This is a genomic window from Erwinia sp. SLM-02 (assembly GCF_037450285.1).
Lineage (GTDB): Bacteria > Pseudomonadota > Gammaproteobacteria > Enterobacterales > Enterobacteriaceae > Erwinia.
Map to the genome: position 1 here is coordinate 288,133 of NZ_JAQISN010000004.1, position 21,573 is coordinate 309,705.

13 protein-coding genes are annotated in these 21,573 nt (G+C 58.3%); 7 read left to right on the top strand and 6 right to left on the bottom strand.

Features of this window, described 5'->3' with window-relative positions:
* Positions 1–11 precede the first annotated feature (11 nt).
* The 6 genes from PGH32_RS20545 (at position 12) to PGH32_RS20570 (ending at position 11,319) form a co-directional block, all read left to right on the top strand.
* A complete protein-coding gene (locus PGH32_RS20545) occupies positions 12–1,730 on the top strand; it encodes an ABC transporter ATP-binding protein (protein WP_337894972.1) in 1,719 nt (572 codons plus the stop codon).
* Positions 1,731–3,287: 1,557 nt separating this feature from the next.
* Positions 3,288–5,681 carry a membrane-bound PQQ-dependent dehydrogenase, glucose/quinate/shikimate family gene (locus PGH32_RS20550; protein WP_337894973.1) on the top strand — a complete coding sequence of 798 codons (2,394 nt, stop codon included), beginning with the start codon at positions 3,288–3,290 and terminating at the stop codon, positions 5,679–5,681.
* 161 nt (positions 5,682–5,842) lie between these two features.
* The gene (locus PGH32_RS20555) at positions 5,843–8,035 is read left to right on the top strand and encodes a TonB-dependent siderophore receptor (RefSeq protein WP_337894974.1); all 2,193 of its coding nucleotides are present in this window, start codon (positions 5,843–5,845) and stop codon (positions 8,033–8,035) included.
* Positions 8,036–8,072: 37 nt separating this feature from the next.
* Positions 8,073–9,074 (top strand): ABC transporter substrate-binding protein, encoded by a 1,002-nt coding sequence (locus PGH32_RS20560; RefSeq protein ID WP_314425043.1) that lies wholly within the window; start codon positions 8,073–8,075, stop codon positions 9,072–9,074.
* Between the two features lie 132 nt (positions 9,075–9,206).
* Positions 9,207–10,697 carry an MFS transporter gene (locus tag PGH32_RS20565; RefSeq protein ID WP_337894975.1) on the top strand — a complete coding sequence of 497 codons (1,491 nt, stop codon included), beginning with the start codon at positions 9,207–9,209 and terminating at the stop codon, positions 10,695–10,697.
* A gap of 25 nt (positions 10,698–10,722) precedes the next feature.
* Positions 10,723–11,319, top strand: coding sequence for a TetR/AcrR family transcriptional regulator (locus PGH32_RS20570; RefSeq protein ID WP_337894976.1), 597 nt, complete (start codon positions 10,723–10,725; stop codon positions 11,317–11,319).
* A 92-nt stretch (positions 11,320–11,411) separates the two neighbouring features.
* Here PGH32_RS20570 and PGH32_RS20575 read toward each other — a convergent pair whose 3' ends face one another.
* The 5 genes from PGH32_RS20575 to PGH32_RS20595 all read right to left on the bottom strand — a co-directional run bounded on the left by PGH32_RS20575 (position 11,412) and on the right by PGH32_RS20595 (position 19,871).
* Positions 11,412–12,491 (bottom strand): sensor domain-containing diguanylate cyclase, encoded by a 1,080-nt coding sequence (locus tag PGH32_RS20575; RefSeq protein ID WP_314425049.1) that lies wholly within the window; start codon positions 12,489–12,491, stop codon positions 11,412–11,414.
* Positions 12,492–12,625: 134 nt separating this feature from the next.
* Complete coding sequence (gene fhuE / locus PGH32_RS20580; protein WP_314425051.1) at positions 12,626–14,791, bottom strand: ferric-rhodotorulic acid/ferric-coprogen receptor FhuE; 2,166 nt, start codon at positions 14,789–14,791, stop codon at positions 12,626–12,628.
* A gap of 379 nt (positions 14,792–15,170) precedes the next feature.
* Positions 15,171–16,187, bottom strand: a complete 1,017-nt coding sequence (gene ahr, locus PGH32_RS20585; protein WP_314425053.1) for an NADPH-dependent aldehyde reductase Ahr — start codon at positions 16,185–16,187, stop codon at positions 15,171–15,173.
* Between the two features lie 277 nt (positions 16,188–16,464).
* Complete coding sequence (gene proP, locus PGH32_RS20590) at positions 16,465–17,967, bottom strand: glycine betaine/L-proline transporter ProP (RefSeq protein WP_314425321.1); 1,503 nt, start codon at positions 17,965–17,967, stop codon at positions 16,465–16,467.
* 305 nt (positions 17,968–18,272) lie between these two features.
* Complete coding sequence (locus PGH32_RS20595; protein ID WP_314425055.1) at positions 18,273–19,871, bottom strand: EAL domain-containing protein; 1,599 nt, start codon at positions 19,869–19,871, stop codon at positions 18,273–18,275.
* Between the two features lie 313 nt (positions 19,872–20,184).
* On the opposite strand from PGH32_RS20595, the gene PGH32_RS20600 reads away from it, so the two are divergent.
* Positions 20,185–20,514, top strand: coding sequence for a DHCW motif cupin fold protein (locus PGH32_RS20600; protein ID WP_337894977.1), 330 nt, complete (start codon positions 20,185–20,187; stop codon positions 20,512–20,514).
* Here the strand turns inward: PGH32_RS20600 and PGH32_RS20605 are convergent, their stop codons facing one another.
* Positions 20,515–21,552: an AI-2E family transporter gene (locus tag PGH32_RS20605; RefSeq protein ID WP_314425059.1), complete on the bottom strand. Its 1,038-nt coding sequence runs from the start codon at positions 21,550–21,552 to the stop codon at positions 20,515–20,517.
* Positions 21,553–21,573 lie beyond the last annotated feature (21 nt).

Sequence of the window (21,573 nt, forward strand, 5' to 3'; positions counted from 1 at the left end):
TTGAGGGAGTTATGCTCAGGCGTTTTTTTAGTTATTACGTACCTTACAAAAAGCTTTTTCTGCTCGATTTTGGCTGCGCCATTCTTGCCGGGCTGCTGGAGCTTTCCTTCCCGATGGCGGTTCGCGCCTTTATCGATAAGCTGCTGCCCGCCCAGGACTGGGTGATGATTATTGTCGCCTCGGCGGCTCTGCTGGCGATCTACCTGATTAACACCGGGCTGATGGCGGTGGTGAACTACTGGGGACACGCGCTGGGCGTCGGGATTGAAACCGATATGCGCCAGCAGGCGTTCCAGCATTTGCAGAAGCTGTCGCTGGGCTATTACGACAACGTGAAAACCGGCCACATTATTACCCACGTCACCAAAGATTTGGAAGAAGTGGGGGAAATCGCCCACCACGGCCCGGAAGATCTGTTTATTGCGGTGATGACCTTTATTGGTGCCTTTATTCTGATGGCGACGGTGCATATGCCGCTGGCGCTGATGACCATTATTATCGTGCCGTCGATGACCTGGCTGGTCAGCCGACACGGCAGCCAGATGACCAATACCTGGCGCAAGCTGTTTGGCCAGATCGGCGATTTCAACGCCCGTATCGAAGAGAGCATCGGCGGCGTGCGCGTGGTGAAGGCGTTTGCCAACGAGCATCAGGAAGAGAAGCTGTTTGCCCGCGATAACGTCAACTACAAAACCACCAAGCTGCAGGCCTACCGGATCATGACCGCCAGCATGACGCTGAGCTATCTCAGCACCCGTCTGGTGCAGCTGGTGATTATGGTGGCAGGAACCTGGTACGTGCTGAAGGGCGAACTGAGCTACGGCGGCTTTATCGGCTTCCTGCTGCTGGTTGAGGTGTTCTTCCGTCCGGTGCAGAAGATTTCGTCGGTGATGGAGAGCTATCCGAAGGGGATTGCCGGTTTCCGCCGCTTCACCCAGCTGCTGGATACCGCGCCGGATATTACCGATAAGCCGGATGCTCGCGTGGTCAGCGCGCTGAAGGGCGATATCGAGTTTGATAACGTCACCTTTGGCTACAGCGCCGGTTCACCGGTATTAAAGGATCTGAATCTGACCATCCGCGCCGGTGAAACGGTGGCGTTTGTCGGGCCGAGCGGGGCGGGTAAAACCACGCTGTGTTCGCTGCTGCCGCGTTTTTATGACGTGCAGCAGGGGGCAATTCGGGTCGACGGTCTGGATATTCGCGATATGACCCAGCAGTCGCTGCGCGGTCAGATCGGGATTGTGCAGCAGGACGTGTTCCTGTTTGGCGGTTCGATTCGCGAGAATATTGCCTATGGTCGTCTGCACGCGACGGAAGAGGAGATCTGGCAGGCGGCGACCCGCGCGCGGCTGGCGGATCTGATCAACAGTCTGCCGGACGGTCTGGATACGATTGTGGGCGAGAGGGGCGTGAAGCTGTCCGGCGGTCAGAAGCAGCGTATTTCGATTGCCCGCGTGTTCCTGAAGAACCCACCGATTCTGATTCTGGATGAGGCAACGTCGGCGCTGGATACGGCCACCGAGCAGGCGATTCAGCAGTCGCTGTCCGAGCTGTCGGTGGGGCGCACGTCGCTGATTATTGCCCACCGTCTGACGACGATTCAGAATGCCGATCGGATTATTGTGGTGGACGATAGCGGGATTGTGGAGCAGGGCAGTCATAAGCAACTGCTGGAGCGCCGGGGACGTTATGCGCATTTGTATGATGCGCAGCTGACGCGGGCGTAGTCTTTTTGTCGGGCTGAATGGTGCTTGAGGTGATTGCGCGGGCGCGTCGCGGCTACGGCTGGCGGTCCTCGCGCCACGCGCTGCGTGGTGCCTTCACTGCGTTCGTCAGCCTGTCGGACCGGCTCAGACGTCACATCCCTGTGCCGACCGAGCCTTGCGCCCGCGTCCTGCGGGCTTATCCTGGCTTCCTCTCTCCGTTCAGCGCTGCGGATTGCCCGCCGGGGCCGCACCCCGTCCGCGCCTTGACTTTTAAGCTGTCTGTAGAGAAGAACATTTGCATAACGAAACCTGTAGTTGCCTCTGAGAAAAAACCTTGTTGTGAAAAGTGGGCTGCTGACTTTCGCTACATTCCCGCTCAATACTCATGTTGAGTGCTGTAGGCTGAACTGGTCATTAAGCAGCGATAACATTGCGATGAAGGTGCACAGCCTCTGCCGGGGATACCGGGCAATCCGCAGCGTGGAGGTGGGGCTGCTGGTTTGTGACGTCTGATGTGGTAGTGACTGCGCGGGCGGGTTGCGGCCCCGGCTGGCGGTCCTCGCGCCACGCGCTGCGTGGTGCCTTCACTGCGTTCGTCAGCCTGTCGGACCGGCTCAGACGTCACATCCCTGTGCCGACCGAGCCTTGCGCCCGCGTCCTGCGGGCACATCCTGGCTTCCTCTTTCCGCTCAGCGCTGCGGATTGCCCGCCGGGGCCGCACCCCGTCCGCGCCTTGACTTTTAAGCTGTCTGTAGAGAAGAACATTTGCATAACGAAACCTGTAGTTGCCTCTGAGAAAAAACCTTGTTGTGAAAAGTGGGCTGCTGACTTTCGCTACATTCCCGCTCAATACTCATGTTGAGTGCTGTAGGCTGAACTGGTCATTAAGCAGCGATAACATTGCGATGAAGGTGCACAGCCTCTGCCGGGGATGCAGGGCAATCCGCAGCGCTGAGGTGAAAGCAGCTGGCCAGGAGACGCCGACAGGACGTCGGTGTCAGGCGGAGTCGGGTCCGGGATGACACGTCTTCGCCGGTCCGCCCGGCCGGATGCGGTAACCGAAGGCACCACGCATCGCGTGGCGCGAGGACCGCCCGGAAGCCCCGGCAGAGGCTGGGAACCGGCACCGTTTTATCCACGACTGAATTTTCTGTTGACAGTAATGTGCTGGTTCGGACGATTTTTATATCATTCCCCTGGTTTTCTATCACGCCAGATGATTATTTAATGAAACTTCCCAATTCTGTATTTAATAAAAATGTGCTTTTTCATGTTTTCATTTTAATTGCCTGTCGCACAGGTCGTTGCGTAATAATAACAGGCTGAGTTACTAACAGGACGTTATTTATTTCCTGAATTCTGCTCTGCACTTATTTATTTTTCTCTGTGAAATATATCCAATAAAATATCGCCCTGTATTTTGTAAGGGCTATATTTTCGTGCATCTCTCTGCTTTGAAAGGTATCTTAAAAATTATGGTATTTATTTACCATGTCTATGGCTTTCACTTGCGGACCGGCACATTCGTGCCGGTCAGGGTGGTTCTGTTATTTTAATAATTAAAAAGGGATTCTTCGAATGTCATCTACAGGTGATTCAGGAGGGCGCGTGAATAAGTTTTTCCCGATACTGGTTCTGGTATTTGGATTACTTACCGCCGTCACCGGAGTTTATTTTCTGATTGGAGGATGGAAACTCGCCGCGCTGGGCGGGTCTCTGTACTATATTATCGCCGGCATTGCCTATCTGCTCCTGCTGGTTCTATTGGTGCTGAAAAAGCGTCCCGGGCTGACGCTGTCGATTGTTATATTCGTGGCGACGGCAGTCTGGGCCTTCATTGAGGTCGGCGGCGTAGCTTACTGGCCGCTGATGGCTCGTCTGGTGGTTCCGGCGATTATCCTGATGCTCAGCCTGTGGGTCTTCCCCGCGCTGGTGAAGGATATCCGTTCGCGCAAACGCGCCGCGCACCTGAGCGGCTGGGGCGTCTTTGTCTGCCTGCTCGGCGTGCTGGCCGGTGCGTTTGTTCCGCATGGCAAAATCTATCATCCCGACGCGGCGGCCAGTCAGCCCGCGGCCCTGGAAGGGGAATATAAGGCGCAGGCGGATCAGGACTGGGACCATCTTTCTCGCAACGCCAGCGGTACCCGCTTCGCGGCTGTTAATGGGATCACCCCGGAAAATGTGAACAAGCTAAAGGTGGCATGGACTTACCGCACCGGACGGATCCTGGAAGGCAAAGTGGCCGGCGTTGATGAAAACACCCCGCTGCAGATTGGTAACGTGCTTTATACCTGTACGCCGCAGAACGTGGTCGCCGCCGTGGATGCCGATACCGGCAAGCCTATCTGGCGGGTCGATCCAAAAGCCGCTGCCACGTCGCACGTCACCTGCCGCAGCGTCGGCTATTACGACCTCGATAAAGACGCATCGCTTTCCAGTGAGGAAAAAGCGCAGTCACCGGCCGAGTGCCGCCGCCGTATCATCGTGACCACCATTGACGCCCGCATGCTGGCGCTGGATGCAAAAACCGGCAGCGCCTGCTCAGACTTTGGCAACGCGGGCACGGTCGATCTGCGTGCCGGCATGGCACCGACGGAAAACGGTCAGGGTTACCATCCGAGCGGTACGCCGGTGATCATGGGCCACCTGACGGTGTTTGGCACCTGGATCCACGATCACTCGGACAACGACGCTTCGGGCGTGGTGCGCGCGTATGACGTGCGTAGCGGTGCGCTGGTCTGGTCGTGGAACGCCGAGGAAGATGCACCCGATGCGGTGAATCACACCGGCGGCACGCCGAACGTCTGGGCGCCGGCAACCTACGATCGCGACCTGAACACGGTTTACCTGCCGACCGGCATGGGGCCGCCTGACTACTGGGGCGGAAAGCGCACGCCGTCGGCCGAGAAGTTCTCTTCCGCCGTCGTCGCCGTCGATGCCACCACCGGTAAGACCAAATGGATCTTCCAGACCGTGCATCACGACGTCTGGGACTATGACGTACCTTCGCAGCCGGTGATGTATGAGATGAAGAACGAGGAGGGCGAACGCGTCCCCGTTCTGATTCAGACCACCAAGATGGGGCAGATCTTCGTGCTGGACCGTCGGACAGGTAAACCGGCCAGTAAGGTAGAAGAGCTGCCGGTGACCACCACGCCGACCGGGCAGAATGACCATATGTCGCCGACCCAGCCGTTCTCAACAAATATGCCAAGCCTGGGTCTGTCGACGCTGAAAGAGAGCGAAATGTGGGGGATCACGCCATTTGACCAGCTTGAGTGCCGCATCACCTTCAAGTCCGCGCGCTATAACGGCATCTATACCCCGTCGGGAGAATCCGACTATATCCAGTTCCCCGGCACGCTGGGCGGCATGAACTGGGGCGGTATCTCCATCGATGAACGTAACGGCATGATGTACGTTAACGACATCCGCATGGGCAAAGTGATGGCGCTGAAGACGGCAGAGCAGGCCAAAACCTACAAAGGTTCGCCGATCCGCTCGATGCTGGCCAAACCTTACGTCGGTCTGAAATCGGACTTCTTTATGTCTTCGCTGGGCGTTCCCTGCCAGAATCCGCCGTTCGGTACGCTGAGCGCGATTGACCTGAATACCAAAAAGCTGGTGTGGCAGGTTCCGGTCGGCACCGTTGAGGATACCGGCCCGCTGGGGATGAAAACCCACCTGCCGATGCCTATCGGTATGCCGACGCTGGGCGGGCCAACCGCCACGGCCGGTGGCGTGGTGTTCTTTGCCGGCACCCAGGATGACTATATGCGCGCCTTCAACAGCAAAACCGGGGAAGAGATCTGGAAATACCGTCTGCCGGTTGGCGCGACCGCCTCTCCGCTGGTGTACAAGTCTCCGCAGACCGGTAAACAGTACGTGGTTATTTCCGCGGGTGGCGCTGCGCACGCGGCGGAGCTGGGCGATTACCTGATTGCCTTCTCACTGCCTGACGGCGAAAAGTAAGCTGAACTGCATTAGTAAACCGATGCCGCACTCCCGTGCGGCATTTTTTTATCCTCCGCTCTACCCTGACGCGACGGGGCGACAAAATGTGATAGAGATCACTAAACCTCAGTTCTATCGATCGTAATATATATTTTTATATAACGATAGCTAACTCCTTAATGAAAAACATATTTTTCGGCGCGATTTTTGTCGCGCTGCCGGGTTTCGCCGCCCAGAATGCCGTACCGGCCACGTCCTCTGCCAGCACTGACAAGCCCAGCAAAGAACAGCAAATCCTCGTCACCGCCAGCGCGCCCCGCGATCTGACCGATGAAAGCAAGTCCGGCGCGGGCTTCACTACCGCCGAGACCGATCTGGGGCCGCTGGGCAGTAAAGACCGGCTGGAAACGCCGTATTCCACCACCACCGTTACCCACGAAATGATCGATAACCAGCAGGCGAAAAGCGTCAGCGAGCTGCTGAAGTATTCGCCCAGCACGCAGATGCAGGCGCGCGGCGGCATGGACGTCGGCCGCCCGCAAAGCCGCGGCATGCAGGGCAGCGTGGTGTCCAACAGTCGCCTGGATGGCCTGAATATCGTCTCTACCACCGCGTTTCCGGTGGAAATGCTGGAGCGGCTGGACGTGCTGAACAGCCTGACCGGTGCGCTTTACGGCCCGGCCAGCCCCGCCGGGCAGTTTAACTTCGTCGCCAAGCGCCCGACCGAGCAGACCCTGCGACGCGTTACCCTCGGCTATCAGAGCCGCAATGCGTACGGCGGGCATATCGACCTCGGTGGCCATTTTGACGATGAGAATAAATTTGGCTATCGCCTGAACCTGCTGGATGAAGAGGGGGAAGGCAACGTCGATGACAGCACCCTGCGGCGCAAGCTGGTATCGCTGGCGCTGGACTGGAATATCAGCCCCGGTACGCAATTACAACTGGATGCCAGCCACTATGAGTTCCTGCAAAAGGGCTACGTCAGCGGCTTCAGCTACGGCAAGGGTATCGACCTGCCAAAAGCACCAAACCCGAACAACAAAAATTACACGCTGCCGACCACCGGTAACGATCTGACCACCGACACCATCAGCAGCCATCTGATCCACTACTTTGATAACAGCTGGTCGATGACCGCCGGCGTGGGCTATCAGCAGGCCGACCGCGCGATGCGTACCGTGTCGAATACCCTGACCAGCAACAGCGGAACCATCAGCCGTTCGGTGACCGACTCCGCCGCCGCAGGCCGCTTCCGCGTGCTGAGCAATATGCTGACGCTGAACGGGCATGTAGATACCGGCAGCATCGGCCACGATCTTGCCTTTGCCACCAGCGGCTACGTCTGGTCGATTTACTCGGCGAAGGGCAGCAGCCAGCGCTACAGCCTGGGCACCAGCAACTATTACGATCCGTCGTCAATGCAGGAACCGGGCGACGGGCGGATCATCAACAGCGGCGCGCGCTATCGTACCAGCGTGACCAGCCAGCAGAGCGTGACCATCGGCGATACGGTGACCTTTAACCCGCGCTGGTCGGCGATGGCCTACCTCAGCCAGAGCTGGCTGGAAACCCGCAGCTACAATAACCAGGCGGCGAAAACCGACCAGGTAAACGAGGACGGCCTCAGCCCGAACCTGGCGCTGATGTACAAAATCACCCCGTCGGTGATGGCCTATATCAGCTATGCCGATTCGCTTGAGCAGGGCGGCACCGCGCCGACCGGCCAGGGCGTGAAAAACGAAGGCACCACCCTCGATCCGTACCGCAGCGAGCAGTATGAAATCGGCCTGAAGGCGGACGTGAACGGCATGAATCTGGGCGCGGCACTGTTCCGTCTGAAGCGCCCGTTTGCCTACGTCGACCCCGACGATATGGTTTACAAAGAGCAGGGCGACCAGCTGAATAAAGGGCTGGAGCTGACCGCCAGCGGCAATCTCTGGCAGGGGCTGAACGTTTACAGCGGCGTGACCTTCCTCGATCCGAAACTGAAAAACACCGTCTCCGAGGACACCAGCAACAAGCGGGTGGTGGGCGTGCCGAAGGTGCAGTCTAACCTGCTGGTGGAGTACAACCTGCCTTCCATGCCGGAACTGGTTTACAGCGCGAATCTGCACTACACCGGCAAGCGTGCGGCCAACAACACCAACAGTACCTGGGCCGGGAGCTATACCACGCTGGACCTGGGTACGCGCTACAGCACCCGCCTTGGCAATGTGCCGGCCACGCTGCGCCTGATGGTGAATAACGTCACCAATGAACGCTACTGGGCGTCGATCTTCCCTGGCGACACGGACGGCAGCGGCAGCTCCGCCAGCGCCTTTGCCGGTACCGCCCGCGAGGTTCGCGCGTCGGTGACGTTTGACTTCTGATAACCGAGGGGCGCGCCTGCGGGTGCGCCAGATAACGATGATTTCATTACTTCAACGGCGGGCGCTCAGGCTGCTGGCCATCATGCTGCTGCCTGCCGCCGTGGCCGCGGCGGAACCGGCGGGCCACACCGATATTCGTGTGGCAACGCCCTGGCCCGCGCAGACGGCGACGATTGCCATGCTCGGCTACAGCCAGAACCTGGTGGGCACGTCGGTGGTCGCGAAGCGTATCCCGCTGCTGCTGCAAAGCTATCCGGGGCTGGCAAAGGTGCCGGTGATTAGCGCCAGCAACGGCCACGAAATCAGCGCCGAACAGGTGATTGCGCTCAATGCCCAGCTGCTGATCGTGCCTGAAAGCATGCGGCTGGCGCAGCCGGAAGCGCTGACGGCGGCGGGCATTCACACGCTGATGCTGAAGGCGAACTCAATGGCCGCCCTGCGCGAACGCGTTACCCGTACCGCGCAGGCGCTGGGGCCGGACGCGGTGGCGGTGGATGCGCGCTACCAGCGGTATTTCGACCGTAACGTGGCGCTGATTCACGAACGCCTGAAGGGGTTACCGCAGAGCGAACGCGTCTCGCTGTATCACAGCATGGGCAGCCCGCTGACCAGCAGCGGTCGACCTTCGCTGAACCAGGACTGGATGGATCTGGCCGGGGCGCGCAACGTCGCCGAACCGTGGTTCGGGCAGCGGAAAAACAGCAACGGCGAAGTGTCGCTGGAGCAGGTGGTGGCCGCGAATCCGCAGGTGATTGTGGCGATGAACCACCGCGATGCGGAAGAGATTCTGCACTCCCCGGCCTGGCAGGGCGTGGCGGCGGTGCAGCAGCATCGGGTGTATACCAACCCGCAGGGGATGTTCTGGTGGTGCCGGGAAACCAGCGAAGCCGCGCTGCAGGTGCTGTGGCTGGCGAAAACGCTCTATCCTGCGCGCTTTAGCGATATTGATATGAATAAAGAAGTGGTGAGTTTTTATCACGACTTCTTCGGTATCTCGCTGACTCCTGACCAGGTGACGGCGATTCTCAATCCGGTCTGACTGCCGCTGCCGTAAAAACTTCACTTGCTTTTGAGCAGGTGCTCAAGTATTTTCCCGATCTTGAGCAACCGCTCAAAAATAGCAAATCCGATGATTGGGCGATGGCCATCATCGGTCAGAGAGGTTTTTCCGATGTACCCTAATAACCGCTGGCTGGTGCTGGCGATTGTCACCAGCACGCTGTTTTTAATCGTGATTGATATGACGGTGCTGTATACGGCGCTGCCGCGCATCATGCAGGATCTGGACGGCTCAGCTGCGGAAAAATTGTGGATTATCAACGCCTATCCGCTGGTGGTGGCCGGGCTGCTGCCGGGCGCGGGCATGCTCAGCGATCGTCTGGGCCATAAGCGGCTGTTTATCACCGGGCTGCCGCTGTTTGCGCTTGCCTCCTGGTGCGCGGCGTTTTCACCTACCGCCGGGCTGCTGATCGCTTCCCGCGTGTTTCTGGCCGTGGGCGCGGCGATGATGATGCCCGCCACGCTGGCGATTGTGCGCCAGGTCTTTATTGATGAACGCGAACGGGCGCTGGCCATTGGCATCTGGGCGGCGGTGGCATCCGGCGCGGCGGCGCTTGGCCCGGTGCTGGGCGGGCTGCTGCTGGAGTACTTCTGGTGGGGGTCGGTATTTTTGATCAACGTGCCGGTAGTGGCGGTGGTACTGCCTTTCGCCTGCTGGCTGATCCCGCACTGCGGCGGTAACCGCCAGCGTCCTTTCGATCTGGTGGGTTCCCTGCAGATTATGCTGGGGCTGGTCGGTGTGGTCTTTGCGCTCAAAGAGCTGAGCAATATCAACGCGTCACTGCTCCCCGCCGTGGCGTCTGCCGCCGTCGGCGCGCTGTTTCTGACGCTGTTTGTGCGTCGTCAGCAGCGCGCTGCGCAGCCGATGATTGATTTCACACTGTTCCGCAACGGCGGTTTTTCCGGCGGGGTGGTCATCGCCATCGTTTCCGGGATTGCGCTGACCGGCGTTGAGCTGGTGCTGACCCAGCGCCTGCAGTTGGTACTGGGCCTGTCGCCGCTGATGTCCGCGCTGATGCTGCTGCCGCTGCCGGTGGCATCGGTGCTGGCGTCTCCGCTGGCGGGCGTGCTGCTGCCCCGCTACGGTGAACGAACGGTGATTCTGTATAGTTTTACGGTTTGCGTGCTGGGTATTATCAGCCTGCTGGCGCTGTTTAACAGCGCGTTGGTCTGGCAGATGCTGGCGCTGTTTGCTGCCGGGAGCGGGCTGGGGGCGATGTTTACCGCGGCCTCAACGTCGATCATGCTCAATACGCCGGAAGAGAAAGCCGGCATGGTGGCGGCGATTGAAGACGTGTCCTGGGAGCTGGGTGGCGTGCTGGGCGTTACGCTGCTGGGCGGAATGATGACCGCCGTTTACAGCTATGGCCTGACTTTGCCGGATGGATTAGTCAACGGCGAGGCGGCTTATGATAGCATTGACGAAGCCCTGCGCATTGCCGCCGGTATGGGGGCAGAACGTGCCGAACGGTTAATTGGTCTGGCTCAGAACGCCTTCGACCGCGCCTACCTCGCCGTGCTGAGCAGCGCCGCAGTGCTGCTGTTGATCACTTTTCTGGTTCTCCGGAGGGTGCTGCGTCCGGCTCATTGCCCCGGACAGTAAATTCAGATGTGACACGGAATAAGAGATGAAAGAAACGGCGGAAGAACTACGAGCCAGGATCCTGAACGGCGCGATTGAGTTATTTATTGAGAAAGGCGTGGAAAAGGTCACCACGCGCGAGCTGACTGAGCATCTTGGCCTCTCCCGCAGCCATATTTATCACTATTTTCGTGACTGGCAGACGCTGTGCCTGGCGGCGCTGACCGGCTTTATGCAGGCCGATTTGGATAATCTGAAGGCGAAGATTGTCGGCCGCCCTGCGCGTGAACAGCTGCAGCTGCTGATGCGAACGTATCTGCCCGACGTGCAGGATGCGGTCTGGCAGCTGTACGGTTCGCTGTGGCAGCTGGCGATCCATAACGAAACTTGGGCGGCGCTGGCGCGGCAGATGGTGGAAAAATGGCAGCTGCTGCTGGACGGTATTATTACTGACGGCATCGCGGAGGGCGTTTTTCGCAGCGCCGATCCGCTGCGCACTGCCCGCCAGCTCGGGGCGATAATTAACGGTTACAGCGACCTGCTGATCGTCGAACCCTCCGCCAGTGCGCGCCAGCAGGCGACGGAAGATATCGACGCTTTCATCGCCCTTGCCCTGCTGGCACCGTCGGCTTCAGGTCGGTAGGCCCACTCCGCGGCCGCTGATATCCTGGCCCCATTGCGCCTGGTGAGGTAACGAGGCTGTATTTTGAAAGAAAAGGGGGGCCGGATCTTTTTTTATTCCGTCGTGCTCTCCGGCGCGGGCCGCCACAGCTGAACCCCGTTTCTGCCCGCGCGCTTCACGCTGTACAGGGCCAGGTCGGCATGGCTTAACCACTGCTGCAGGCTTTCCGCCTCGCTGGCGGCGGCAATGCCGATACTGATAGAGCAGTGGAAATCCGCCGAGGCCGGTAGCCGCAGCTGGGTAATTTTTTGCTGCAGGGTTTCGGCGAGGGTAAGGATCCCCACTTCATCCGCATCGTGGACTATCACCCCCAGCTCATCACCGCCAAACCGCGCCGGAATATCCTGCTCACCCGCCTCGTTACGCAGCAGGGCAGAAATTTCCGCCAGCAGAAAATCACCCGCCTCATGACCAAAGGTGTCATTCACGGTTTTGAAATTATCGACGTCAAGCAGCAGCAGCCAGGCGCGGCATTCACCGCGCCGGGTGCGTAAATATTCACTTTCCAGCCGGCGGTCAAACAGGCGACGGTTCGGGATACCCAGGCTGGGATCCATCAGCGAGATGCGTTCCAGTTCGCGATTTTTACGCCGCAGCGTCAGGGTGAGTTTATAAGAAACGGCGCTAAGCACGAACATGTAGCCCGCGGCCAGCGGCAGGGTTAACCAGACCGTGCGGGTACTAAAGCCGGTCTGCCACGGCATGCCGTTCAGCATCCACATCGGGATAAAGATCAGTAAAAACGCCCGCATCGCCGACTGCAGCTGCAGCCAGCCGCCGACGGCATAGCGATCCGAGGCCAGCACCGCGATGATAATCAGCGACGGCATCGGGCTGATGCCCATCATCGCCACCCAGAAGCCGCCGAGGGCCGCATCAATGGTCAGATTGCGCCGCTCGCTGGCGGTGGGGTCGGAGGAGGAGAGCGCCACACGGCAGGCAACCCAGGGCCAGACGAAGGCGTTGATAAACAGCAGGACGTAAAAGGCGTTGCCTTTTTGCAGCTCCAGCAGCACTGAGATAATCGGGTTAAAACAGAGAAATGTACCCAGCTGACGCATAGCAAACATGCGGCGGATAAAGCGCGTTGAGCGCACTTTCAGATGGCTGTGATCGGGTGAGTTATAGTGCATGAATAAGCAGTGTTTATCCGGTCCATGGTGCAGTGTATCGGGAAACCGATAAGGCGGATCGTTTTTTTGCTTATTGTGCTCACAAATGCCAGCCGCCGAAGCGGACTGGCATTAAAAGGCAGGGTTTTACCGCATCAGAAGCTGTAGTTAGCCGAGACGGAGAAGTTGCGCGGCGCACCGTAAACGGCGTAGGTGCCCAGGTAGTCGTAGTACTCTTTATCGAACAGGTTATTGATGTTGGCCTGCACGGAGAGCTGTTTGGTGACCTGGTAGCGGCTGAACAGATTGACCAGCGTGTAGCTGCTCTGTTCGACCTGCGTTGAACCCAGCGGCCCGGCGACGTTATCCTGCCAGGTGTGGTTCTGCCAGTTCACGCCGCCGCCGACGGTCAGGTCCTGCAGCATCGGCAGGCGATAGCTGGTGAACAGCTTGGCGGTGGTGCGCGGCAGTTCCGGTTTCACCGCCGTGCCGTCACGCTGCTCGGCGATATAGCGCGATGCGCCGAAGGTCATCTGCCAGTTGTCGGTCAGCGCGCCGTTCACTTCAAACTCGACGCCACGGCTAACGGAATCCACCGCCTGATAGGCGTACTCGGTGGTGCCGGTAATAAAGCCGTAGGTGTTCACGCCGAGGTTATTCTGCTCGGTGCGGAATACGGACAGGGTGGCGGTCAGGCGGCTGTTCGCCCAGTCACCCTTCAGGCCGGCCTCGTAGCTCTTGCCGGTTACCGGGTCGAGGTAGCTGGCGCTGGCGTCGCGCGAGCTTTGCGGCTGGAAGATGGTGGTGTAGCTGGCGTACGCCGAATAGGTGTCGTTAATGTCGTAAGTCAGACCGGCATAAGGCGCGATTTTTTTGCTGTCTTTATCGCCGGACGTGCCGCGTGCGCTCCACTGGGTGTAGCGTGCGCCCACCAGCAGCGACAGCGGATCGGCCAGCGAGAAGCGTGCGGCGGTGTAGGCGGATTTCTGGCGAATGGTGTCGTCATCTTCCACCGTCCAGTCGTTCCAGTCACCCTGTGGCGTGTTGCCGTCCCAGCTGTTGTAGTCACCGTTGTAGGTCATGCCGTCAAAGTACGTGTTCATAAAGTAGTTCTTCTGGCGACTGTAGCTGCCGCCAAGCATCAGTTCGTGGCTGCGGCCCAGCAGTTCAAACGGCCCGTTGGCATACACATCCACCGAGTCAACTTTACGCGTGCCTTTGTTCCAGCCGCTGTAGAGGTAGGCACCCTGACCGGTTTGCCGATCCGGGTAGCCGTACGGGTACATCAGCTTGCTGTCGAAGGTGGTTTTGCTGTGGCTGCCGTTAATCTGCGCCTGCCAGCCGTTATCGAACCTCTGCGTCAGGTTAGCGTAGACTTTGTTGCTCTGTTTGTCGGTGTAGGACCAGTCCGGGGCGGCGTTGAAGCTGCGGTCGTAATGGGTGCGCTCGCCGTTGCTGTACCAGGTCGGCAGCCCGCCCCAGCTCGGGTCGCGGGTTTCAGTCTGCTGGAAGTCCCAGCCGAGGGAAAGGGTAGTGGAATCGGTCAGATCGGCATCCACGATGGTGCTCAGGAAGCGCTTACGGTTGTGGTAGCGGTCCAGCCAGCTGTCGTTTTCCTGATAGCCGCCGATGGCGCGGCCGCGGACGGTGCCGGACTCGTTCAGCGGCACGGTGACATCGCCAACATAGCGCTGTTTGTCCCAGCTGCCGGTTTCCGCAGACAGGCTGCCGGTCAGCTCTTTGCTGTCGGCGTGTTTACGCACCATGTTAACGGAAGCCGACGGGTAGCCGGAGCCGGTGCTCAGGCTGTTGGCACCGCGAATCACTTCAATACGGTCGTAAATAGCGGTATCGGAGGCGTTATCGCCGAAGTCCCAGATATCATCCACCACGGTCGGGATACCGTCGAACAGGTAGTTATTAATCAGATAACCGCGTGACCAGTAGGAAGAGCGGTTGGAGTCGATATTAAATGCGGAGATACCGGTGGTGTTGGTCAGCACGTCGCCGACGCTTTGCAGCGCCTGATCCTGCATACGCTGCTTGCTGACGATGGTCGCAGACTGCGGAATGTCACGCAGCGCCAGCGGCATTTTGGTCCCGGCGGTAGTCACCGGAACGCTGTAGTCGGTGTCAGCGGTTGGCGATGCTGCACCGTCGTCAGCCTTCGCTTCTACGGTCAGGGTGTTTTCACTGCTCTCGGCGGCAAATACGGGCTGAAGTGCGGAGAGCACCAGCAGGGCGGCCAGGGTCGGTTTAAACAGGGAGCGTGCAGATGATTCTGCTGTACGGTGGTGCGGCAGGGTACGCGAAGAAGACAAAATCGAGCCTCATTTATCAGTTATTTATTGACGCTTTTCCCGCACCGCGCGCTGTTAAATCCCAATAAATGGAAGGTCATTCTGGCGTGTTAATTTGTCCCTGTATTAACCGGTGAGGCGCATTTACGGCCCAGTCCGCGCCGTCGTTCTCCTCTTTATTAAAAAAGAGAATGAGAACTATATGTATTAGCGTTGTGGCTGTAAATGATTATCAGGCGCGAATGACAATTAAAGTTTCGGTAAGTTCCGGAATGACGAAATCTTAACGACTTCCGTGGGGCTGAAATAAAAAAGCCACCTGCGGGAGGTGGCTGTCACAGGGGGGACGCTGACGGGCTTACTGCCGCAGCGTGCCTGGAGGCCGACGCTGACGCCGGGGTCAGAAGTCGGCTTTCAGCACCACGCGGAAATCGGCTTTACCGGCGCGAACGTGGTCCAGCGCGTCGTTGATTTTCGACATCGGGAAGAATTCCACTTTCGGCGCAATATCGCGGCGCGAGGCCAGCTTAAGCAGCGAACGCAGCTGACCCGGTGAACCGGTAGAGGAACCGGTAATCGCTTTGTCGCCCATAATCAGGTCGAACGCGCTGACCTGGAACGGCTTCATCACCGCACCCACCGTGTGGAACTTGCCCTGCGGTGCCAGCGCATTGAAGTAGGGCTGCCAGTCGAGGTCGACGGCAACGGTGCTGATAATCAGATCGAAACGACCGGCCAGCGCCTTCAGCGCTTCAGGATCGCGGCTGTTCACCACCTCGTCCGCGCCCATGTCGAGGATCGACTGCTTCTTGGCCGGTGTGGAGCTGAAAGCCACCACTTCGGCGCCCATCGCGCGCAGAATTTTAATCGCGATATGGCCCAGACCGCCGATGCCGATCACCCCGACCCGGCTGGTGGCGGTGATATTGCTCATCAGCAGCGGCTTAAAGACGGTGATGCCGCCGCACAGCAATGGACCGGCGCTGGCCGCATCCAGGCTCTCCGGCAGCGGGATCACCCACTGCCAGTCGGCACGCAGCTTCTCGGCAAAGCCGCCGTGATTCAGAATGGTTGGCGTGCTGCCCTGCTGGCAGTTAACCTGCTCGCCGTTAATGCAGGCATCGCAGTGCTGGCAGCTTTTGGCCGTCCAGCCAATGCCGACGCGCTGGCCGATCTTCAGGCCTTTGGTTTTTGCCGCTTCGCCGAGGGCCGCCACGCGGCCAATCACTTCATGCCCGGCGATGGTCGGGAACTGCGAGATACCCCACTCGTTATCGATCATCGACAGGTCAGAGTGGCAGACGCCGCAGTATTCCACCTCGACTTCCACTTCCTCTGCGCCCAGCGCACCGGCTTCGTACTCGTACAGTTCCAGAGCCTGTCCTGCTGCCAGTGCCGCATAGCTTTTAATTTTCATGTTAGTACCTCAGATTCAGTTTTCGGTCGAAGGGCAAGTGTAGCCGTTTAGTGAGTCAAAATGGTGTCTGCGCAGCACGTAAGGTTTATCTGAGTGACTGACTGCGGGGAAAATGGGCAAATGCGAGGTTATCTTACTCTACAGGACCAGAATGAATTTCGGTGTGGGCCATAGTGGAAAACTAAGCGGATTGGGAATACTACAGCCTGGCGCCATTATGCTGACACACTGTGATCGGTACAGATCAAAGGGGCCGGGTATGCCCGGCCCTCAGTGATTACTCGTTAATCCGCGGATGCTGATTGATCAAGTGGGTACGCTTCGCTTCCAGCTCGGCAATCTGATCGTTGATGTCTTCGATCTTCTGCTCGATGTTGTCGTGATGCTCCTGCAGGATCTCTTTCGCCTCGGTGATATCCGACGCCGCCGGCGTCGCACCGCGCAGCGGCATATTCGCCGTTTCCTTCATCGTCAGACCGGTTATCAGACCAATCACCGCCACCACCATCAGGTAGTAGGCCGGCATATACAGATTGCTGGTGGTCTCAACCAGCCAGGCGGCGAGCGTTGGCGTCAGGCCCGCAACCAGCACTGAAATGTTAAAGGCGCTGGCTAAGGCACTGTAACGAATATGGGTCGGGAACATGGCTGGCAGGGTGGAAGCCATCACGCCGGTGAAGCTGTTCAGGATCACCGCCAGCAGCAGCAGGCCGGCAAAAATCAGGCCCATCACGCCGCTGTTAATCAGCATAAAGCAGGGAACGGCCAGCACCAGCAGGGCGATACTGCCGAGGATCACAAACGGACGGCGGCCAAACTTATCGCTCATCAGCCCCATCACCGGCTGCACAAACAGCATCCCCAGCATGATGGCGATGATAATCATCACCCCATGATCTTCCGAGTAGTGCAGGTTATGCGACAGGTAGCTCGGCATGTAGGTCAGCAGCATGTAGTAGGTCACGTTGGTGGCAATCACCAGCCCGACGCAGGACAACAGGCTGCGCCAGTGTTTGGTGGCAATCTCTTTGAAGGAGATTTTCGGGCCATCGGCCAGGCCTTCGCGGTCGCCCTGCTCCAGTTTTTCAACGTGCTGCTGGAATGCCGGGGTCTCTTCCAGCGCGTGACGCAGATACAGGCCAATAATGCCCAGCGGCAGCGCGACGAAGAACGGGATACGCCAGCCCCAGTCGAGGAATTTCGCCTCACCGACCACGGTGGAAATCAGTACCACCAGGCCCGCACCCAGCACGAATCCGGCGATGGAGCCGAAGTCCAGCCAGCTGCCCATAAAGCCGCGTTTGCGGTCCGGGGAGTATTCAGCAACAAAGATCGATGCACCGGTATATTCGCCGCCCACCGAGAAGCCCTGCGCCATCTTACACAGCAGCAGCAGAATCGGTGCCCAGATGCCGATGGAGGCATGGGAAGGGATCAGGCCAATACAGAAGGTACTGACCGACATAATGATAATGGTGATGGAAAGGATTTTCTGGCGACCGTATTTATCGCCCAGTGCACCAAAGAACAAGCCGCCAAGCGGGCGGATTAAGAACGGTACTGAGAAGGTGGCTAACGCGGCGATCATCTGAACGCCAGGATCGGCACCGGGGAAGAATACCTGGCCGAGGGCATAGGCCACGAAGCCATAAACGCCGAAGTCGAACCATTCCATGGCGTTACCCAGTGAGGCTGCGGTAATCGCTTTGCGTAACCGACTATCATCAATGATAGTAACGTCTTTTAAACCAATTGGTTTGACACGCTTCCTACGTGAAATCATATAAAGCACCCTGTAATTTTCTGTTTTTAGTCCCAAAATTCCCACGTTACGGCGCTGGTCTGACGAACTGACGGACGGTAATGAGGGAAAAATCCTGCGGCAAAATGCGTCGGCGGCGGGCTTCAATGGCGCACTCACACGGCCCAATCACGCACTTCGCCACCGCTAAGTATATATCTTCTGCGCGATGTCGCATTTTTTCGGTAAAAAATATGAGGAATTATTGAGGCAGGACGATCGCCCTGCGCTATGGGGTATCGTGGTCGACCGAGCGCCGGTATCGGCACCCGATCGGCTAAATATCAGAAACGCGGGGGCTCACCGGCGGGGATTTCTTCCGGCTGCGGATTGTTGCGTTGGCCCAGCCAGTCGGACAACACCGCGCTCTCCATTGGGCGGGCGAAGTAGTAACCCTGGATAAGCGATACGCCGTGGTTTTCCAGGTAGCGCAGCTGCATTTCGTTCTCCACCCCTTCCGCCACCACCTTTAACGCCAGCTTGTCCGCCAGGGCGATAATGGCATCCAGCACCGGGGTTTCACCGTCGATGGATTCAATGGTGTTCACAAAGCCGCGATCGATCTTCAGGTAATCCAGCGGGAAGGTTTGCAGATAGGACAGCGCGCAGTGCCCGGTACCAAAATCATCAATGGCAATAATGATCCCTTCGCGACGAAGATCGGCCAGTCGCTGGGAGACCAGGCGATCTTCGCCGATCAGGCTGCGCTCGGTCAGTTCAAGGGTGATGGTCGGTTTTAAATGCGCCATGGCGGCGGCAAAGGCCCGAATATCTGATAAGAAGTCATCATGCTGCAGATGTTCTGCGGCCAGATTCACGCTGATATGAAAACCCGGATCCAGCTGCCACTGCGCGCTGTCCTGAACCACCCTCTGCAGCAGGTAGCGGGTCAGCGGAACGATCATGCCTTCGGATTCGGCGGCGGAAATAAACACATCCGGCCGCACCCAGTGACCATCCGCACGCTGCCAGCGCATCAGTGCCTCCACGCCGCTGAATTTTTTGGTTTGCAGGTTGTAGACCGGCTGATAGTGAACGGAGAATTCGTTGTGGGCAATGCCGCGGCGTATTTCGTCACGAAACGAGCTTTTGCGTTTCAGCCAGTTGCTGGTCAGCGCAACGAACAGCAGGGACAGGATCAGTGCCATCGGCATCAGGCTGAGCAGCACCTGTCGCCAGTTGTACAGCAGTTCGCTGCGCGATGAGGTGACGTTCAGGGTAATGGCATAGCGTTCGGAATGCGTGTTGAGCGTGTAGTTTCCCCATCGCGTATCACGCTGTCGGGTGGCCGGAACGCCGCTGAAGATGGCAAATCCATCGCCAAATTTTAGTGAGATATCGTAATCATGCCGCATGCCGGCCGCCCAGATAAAATCAATCAAATACTGGCCGTCTACCAGCGCGTAACTGGCAAATCCGTGGCCGTCTTCATGCATGAACAGCACCGCAGGGCGATTATTTACCCCGCTGGTACCGGCGACGGAAAGGCTCCACACGTTTTTGTGATCGGGCGGTAGCGGGCGGCGAATAATGTCCTCTATCGAATCCCGGCGTGCGCCAAAGGTGGACGAGCAGATAACGTTACCCTCCCGGACCAGGCCCACCGATCGAAAGTAGGGATGCATCGAGCCATACTCCTGCAGCTCATCTTTAATGTCCGCACAGCGATGATTTTTGTATTCCTGCAGGGAGGCGGTCATCACCCGCGCTCTGTCGCTGATATTCTCCGCCTGAGACATCAGCATTGAGCTGGTCACCGCCAGCTGCCTTTTCACCATTTGTCCGGCTTCCAGCAGCGTGAATATCAGGCAAAGCAGGATCGGTATTAGCCCGGCAGCAATCAGCCAGCGAAGAACCTGTCTGGGTTTTTCAGTAGAGCGCAAAGTGTTCCCCTGTTGATTCGGGCAGCGGTCAACAACAGCAGCGAAGATGAATAAGGAAAGTGAGTATTATGGCAGCAACCTTATGTTGGTGCGCAGCGGCAGCGACTGATTTAAGGAGAAAAATTCGCCTTAAACATCTTGTCAATGCCAGGTTTTCTTATCGGGCATTTTAGCGATCGCAGACGTGCCGGTTATTGTTGAAATCGACCTTTCGCGCTGAAAATCCCCTGCGATCGGATTTTTACGGCTGAAATTGATGTGAATAACTGAGAAGAACGGGTAATTTCAATGTTTAACCATGTGGGGTCTGGCAATGAAATTAAGCGATATTCCTTTCGGCATCACGGACTGGGCGACGATTGAGGCAACGGAGCATCCTGGGGAAACCGGCAGCGCATCGTGGCGCACGCAGCAGTTTGGTGACGTGCGGGTGCGTCGGGTGGACTACACCCCGGGCTATCTGGCCGATCACTGGTGCAGTAAAGGACATATTCTGCTGTGCCTGTCCGGGGAGCTGCACACCGAGCTGGACGATGGCCGGGTGTTTACCCTGCGCGCGGGGATGAGCTATCAGGTTGCTGATCAGGCGGAAGCGCACCGTTCCTGGACCGAAAGCGGCGCGCAGCTGTTTATTGTCGACTGATTATTTTGCCGGGCGGCCATTACCCAACAGTATCGCCAGCTTGCTGCCGCCCGGTGTGGTTTCCATTAAAATCTTGCAGACGCTGGTCAGCGGGACCGACAGCAGCATACCCACCGGCCCGAGCAGCCAGCCCCAGAAAATCAGTGATAAAAAGACCACCAGGCTCGACAGCCCCAGACCCCGCCCCATCAGCCGCGGCTCCAGCATATTGCCGCACAGCATATGAATGGCGATAAACAGCGCGGCCACCAGTCCGGCATCCAGCGGCGTATTCAGCAGTAGCGCCTGTAAAACCGGCGGGATACCGGCAATCACCGGTCCGATGTTGGGAATATAGTTAAGCAGGAACGCCACCGCCCCCCACAGCAGGGCAAACTTCACCCCCAGCGCCAGCAGCACCAGCCAGACGGCGAAACCGGTAATCAGGCCAATCAGCGTTTTTAGCGCCAGGTAATGCGTCACGCCCTTCAGCGCCCGGTGAAGGCCGGCAATGCGGATCTGCGGATTCACCAGCGCGTTACGCAGCTTGTAGGGCAGGTGATGGACCTCAAACAGCATAAACACCACCGTCATGACCACCAGCACCAGCTGAGTCATCGCACCGGAAATTTGCGTAAACATGCTGGTTGCCACGTTGACCATCGCGCCCGGATCGAGCCGCTGCATCAGTGATTCGCTGGAAAGCCGGATATGAAAACGCGCGGCGGCGTGCTGCACTACCGCCAGCTTCTGTTCCGCCTGAGACTGGAGCTGCGGATAGATCGCGCTGAACTCATCCGCCGAGCTGGCGATCATGCCCACCAGCATGGCGATGAAGAGCAGGATCACCACCACCACCAGGCTGATAGCCATACTGCGTCGCAGCCCCCGGCGCATCAGCGCGGTGACCAGCGGGTTCAGCACAATGGCGAGGAACAGCGACAGCAGGAAGGGCACCACGATCTCAGCCGAGAGCTTCAGCCCGGCCAGGATCACCACCAGGGTTGCCAGTTTTAGCAGGATGTTCTGCCCGATTTTCTCCTGTGGCAGTGGACTCATGGCGCCTCCGTTGTTAACCGC

Excerpts from the sequence above, each read along its gene's own strand:
- PGH32_RS20605 (WP_314425059.1), bottom strand. The coding sequence starts at position 21,552 with ATGAGTCCACTGCCACAGGAGAAAATCGGGCAGAACATCCTGCTAAAA.
- PGH32_RS20560 (WP_314425043.1), top strand. The coding sequence starts at position 8,073 with ATGATTTCATTACTTCAACGGCGGGCGCTCAGGCTGCTGGCCATCATG.
- PGH32_RS20575 (WP_314425049.1), bottom strand. The coding sequence starts at position 12,491 with ATGCACTATAACTCACCCGATCACAGCCATCTGAAAGTGCGCTCAACG.
- PGH32_RS20570 (WP_337894976.1), top strand. The coding sequence starts at position 10,723 with ATGAAAGAAACGGCGGAAGAACTACGAGCCAGGATCCTGAACGGCGCG.
- PGH32_RS20600 (WP_337894977.1), top strand. The coding sequence starts at position 20,185 with ATGAAATTAAGCGATATTCCTTTCGGCATCACGGACTGGGCGACGATT.
- PGH32_RS20550 (WP_337894973.1), top strand. The coding sequence starts at position 3,288 with ATGTCATCTACAGGTGATTCAGGAGGGCGCGTGAATAAGTTTTTCCCG.
- PGH32_RS20555 (WP_337894974.1), top strand. The coding sequence starts at position 5,843 with ATGAAAAACATATTTTTCGGCGCGATTTTTGTCGCGCTGCCGGGTTTC.
- PGH32_RS20565 (WP_337894975.1), top strand. The coding sequence starts at position 9,207 with ATGTACCCTAATAACCGCTGGCTGGTGCTGGCGATTGTCACCAGCACG.
- PGH32_RS20545 (WP_337894972.1), top strand. The coding sequence starts at position 12 with ATGCTCAGGCGTTTTTTTAGTTATTACGTACCTTACAAAAAGCTTTTT.
- ahr (WP_314425053.1), bottom strand. The coding sequence starts at position 16,187 with ATGAAAATTAAAAGCTATGCGGCACTGGCAGCAGGACAGGCTCTGGAA.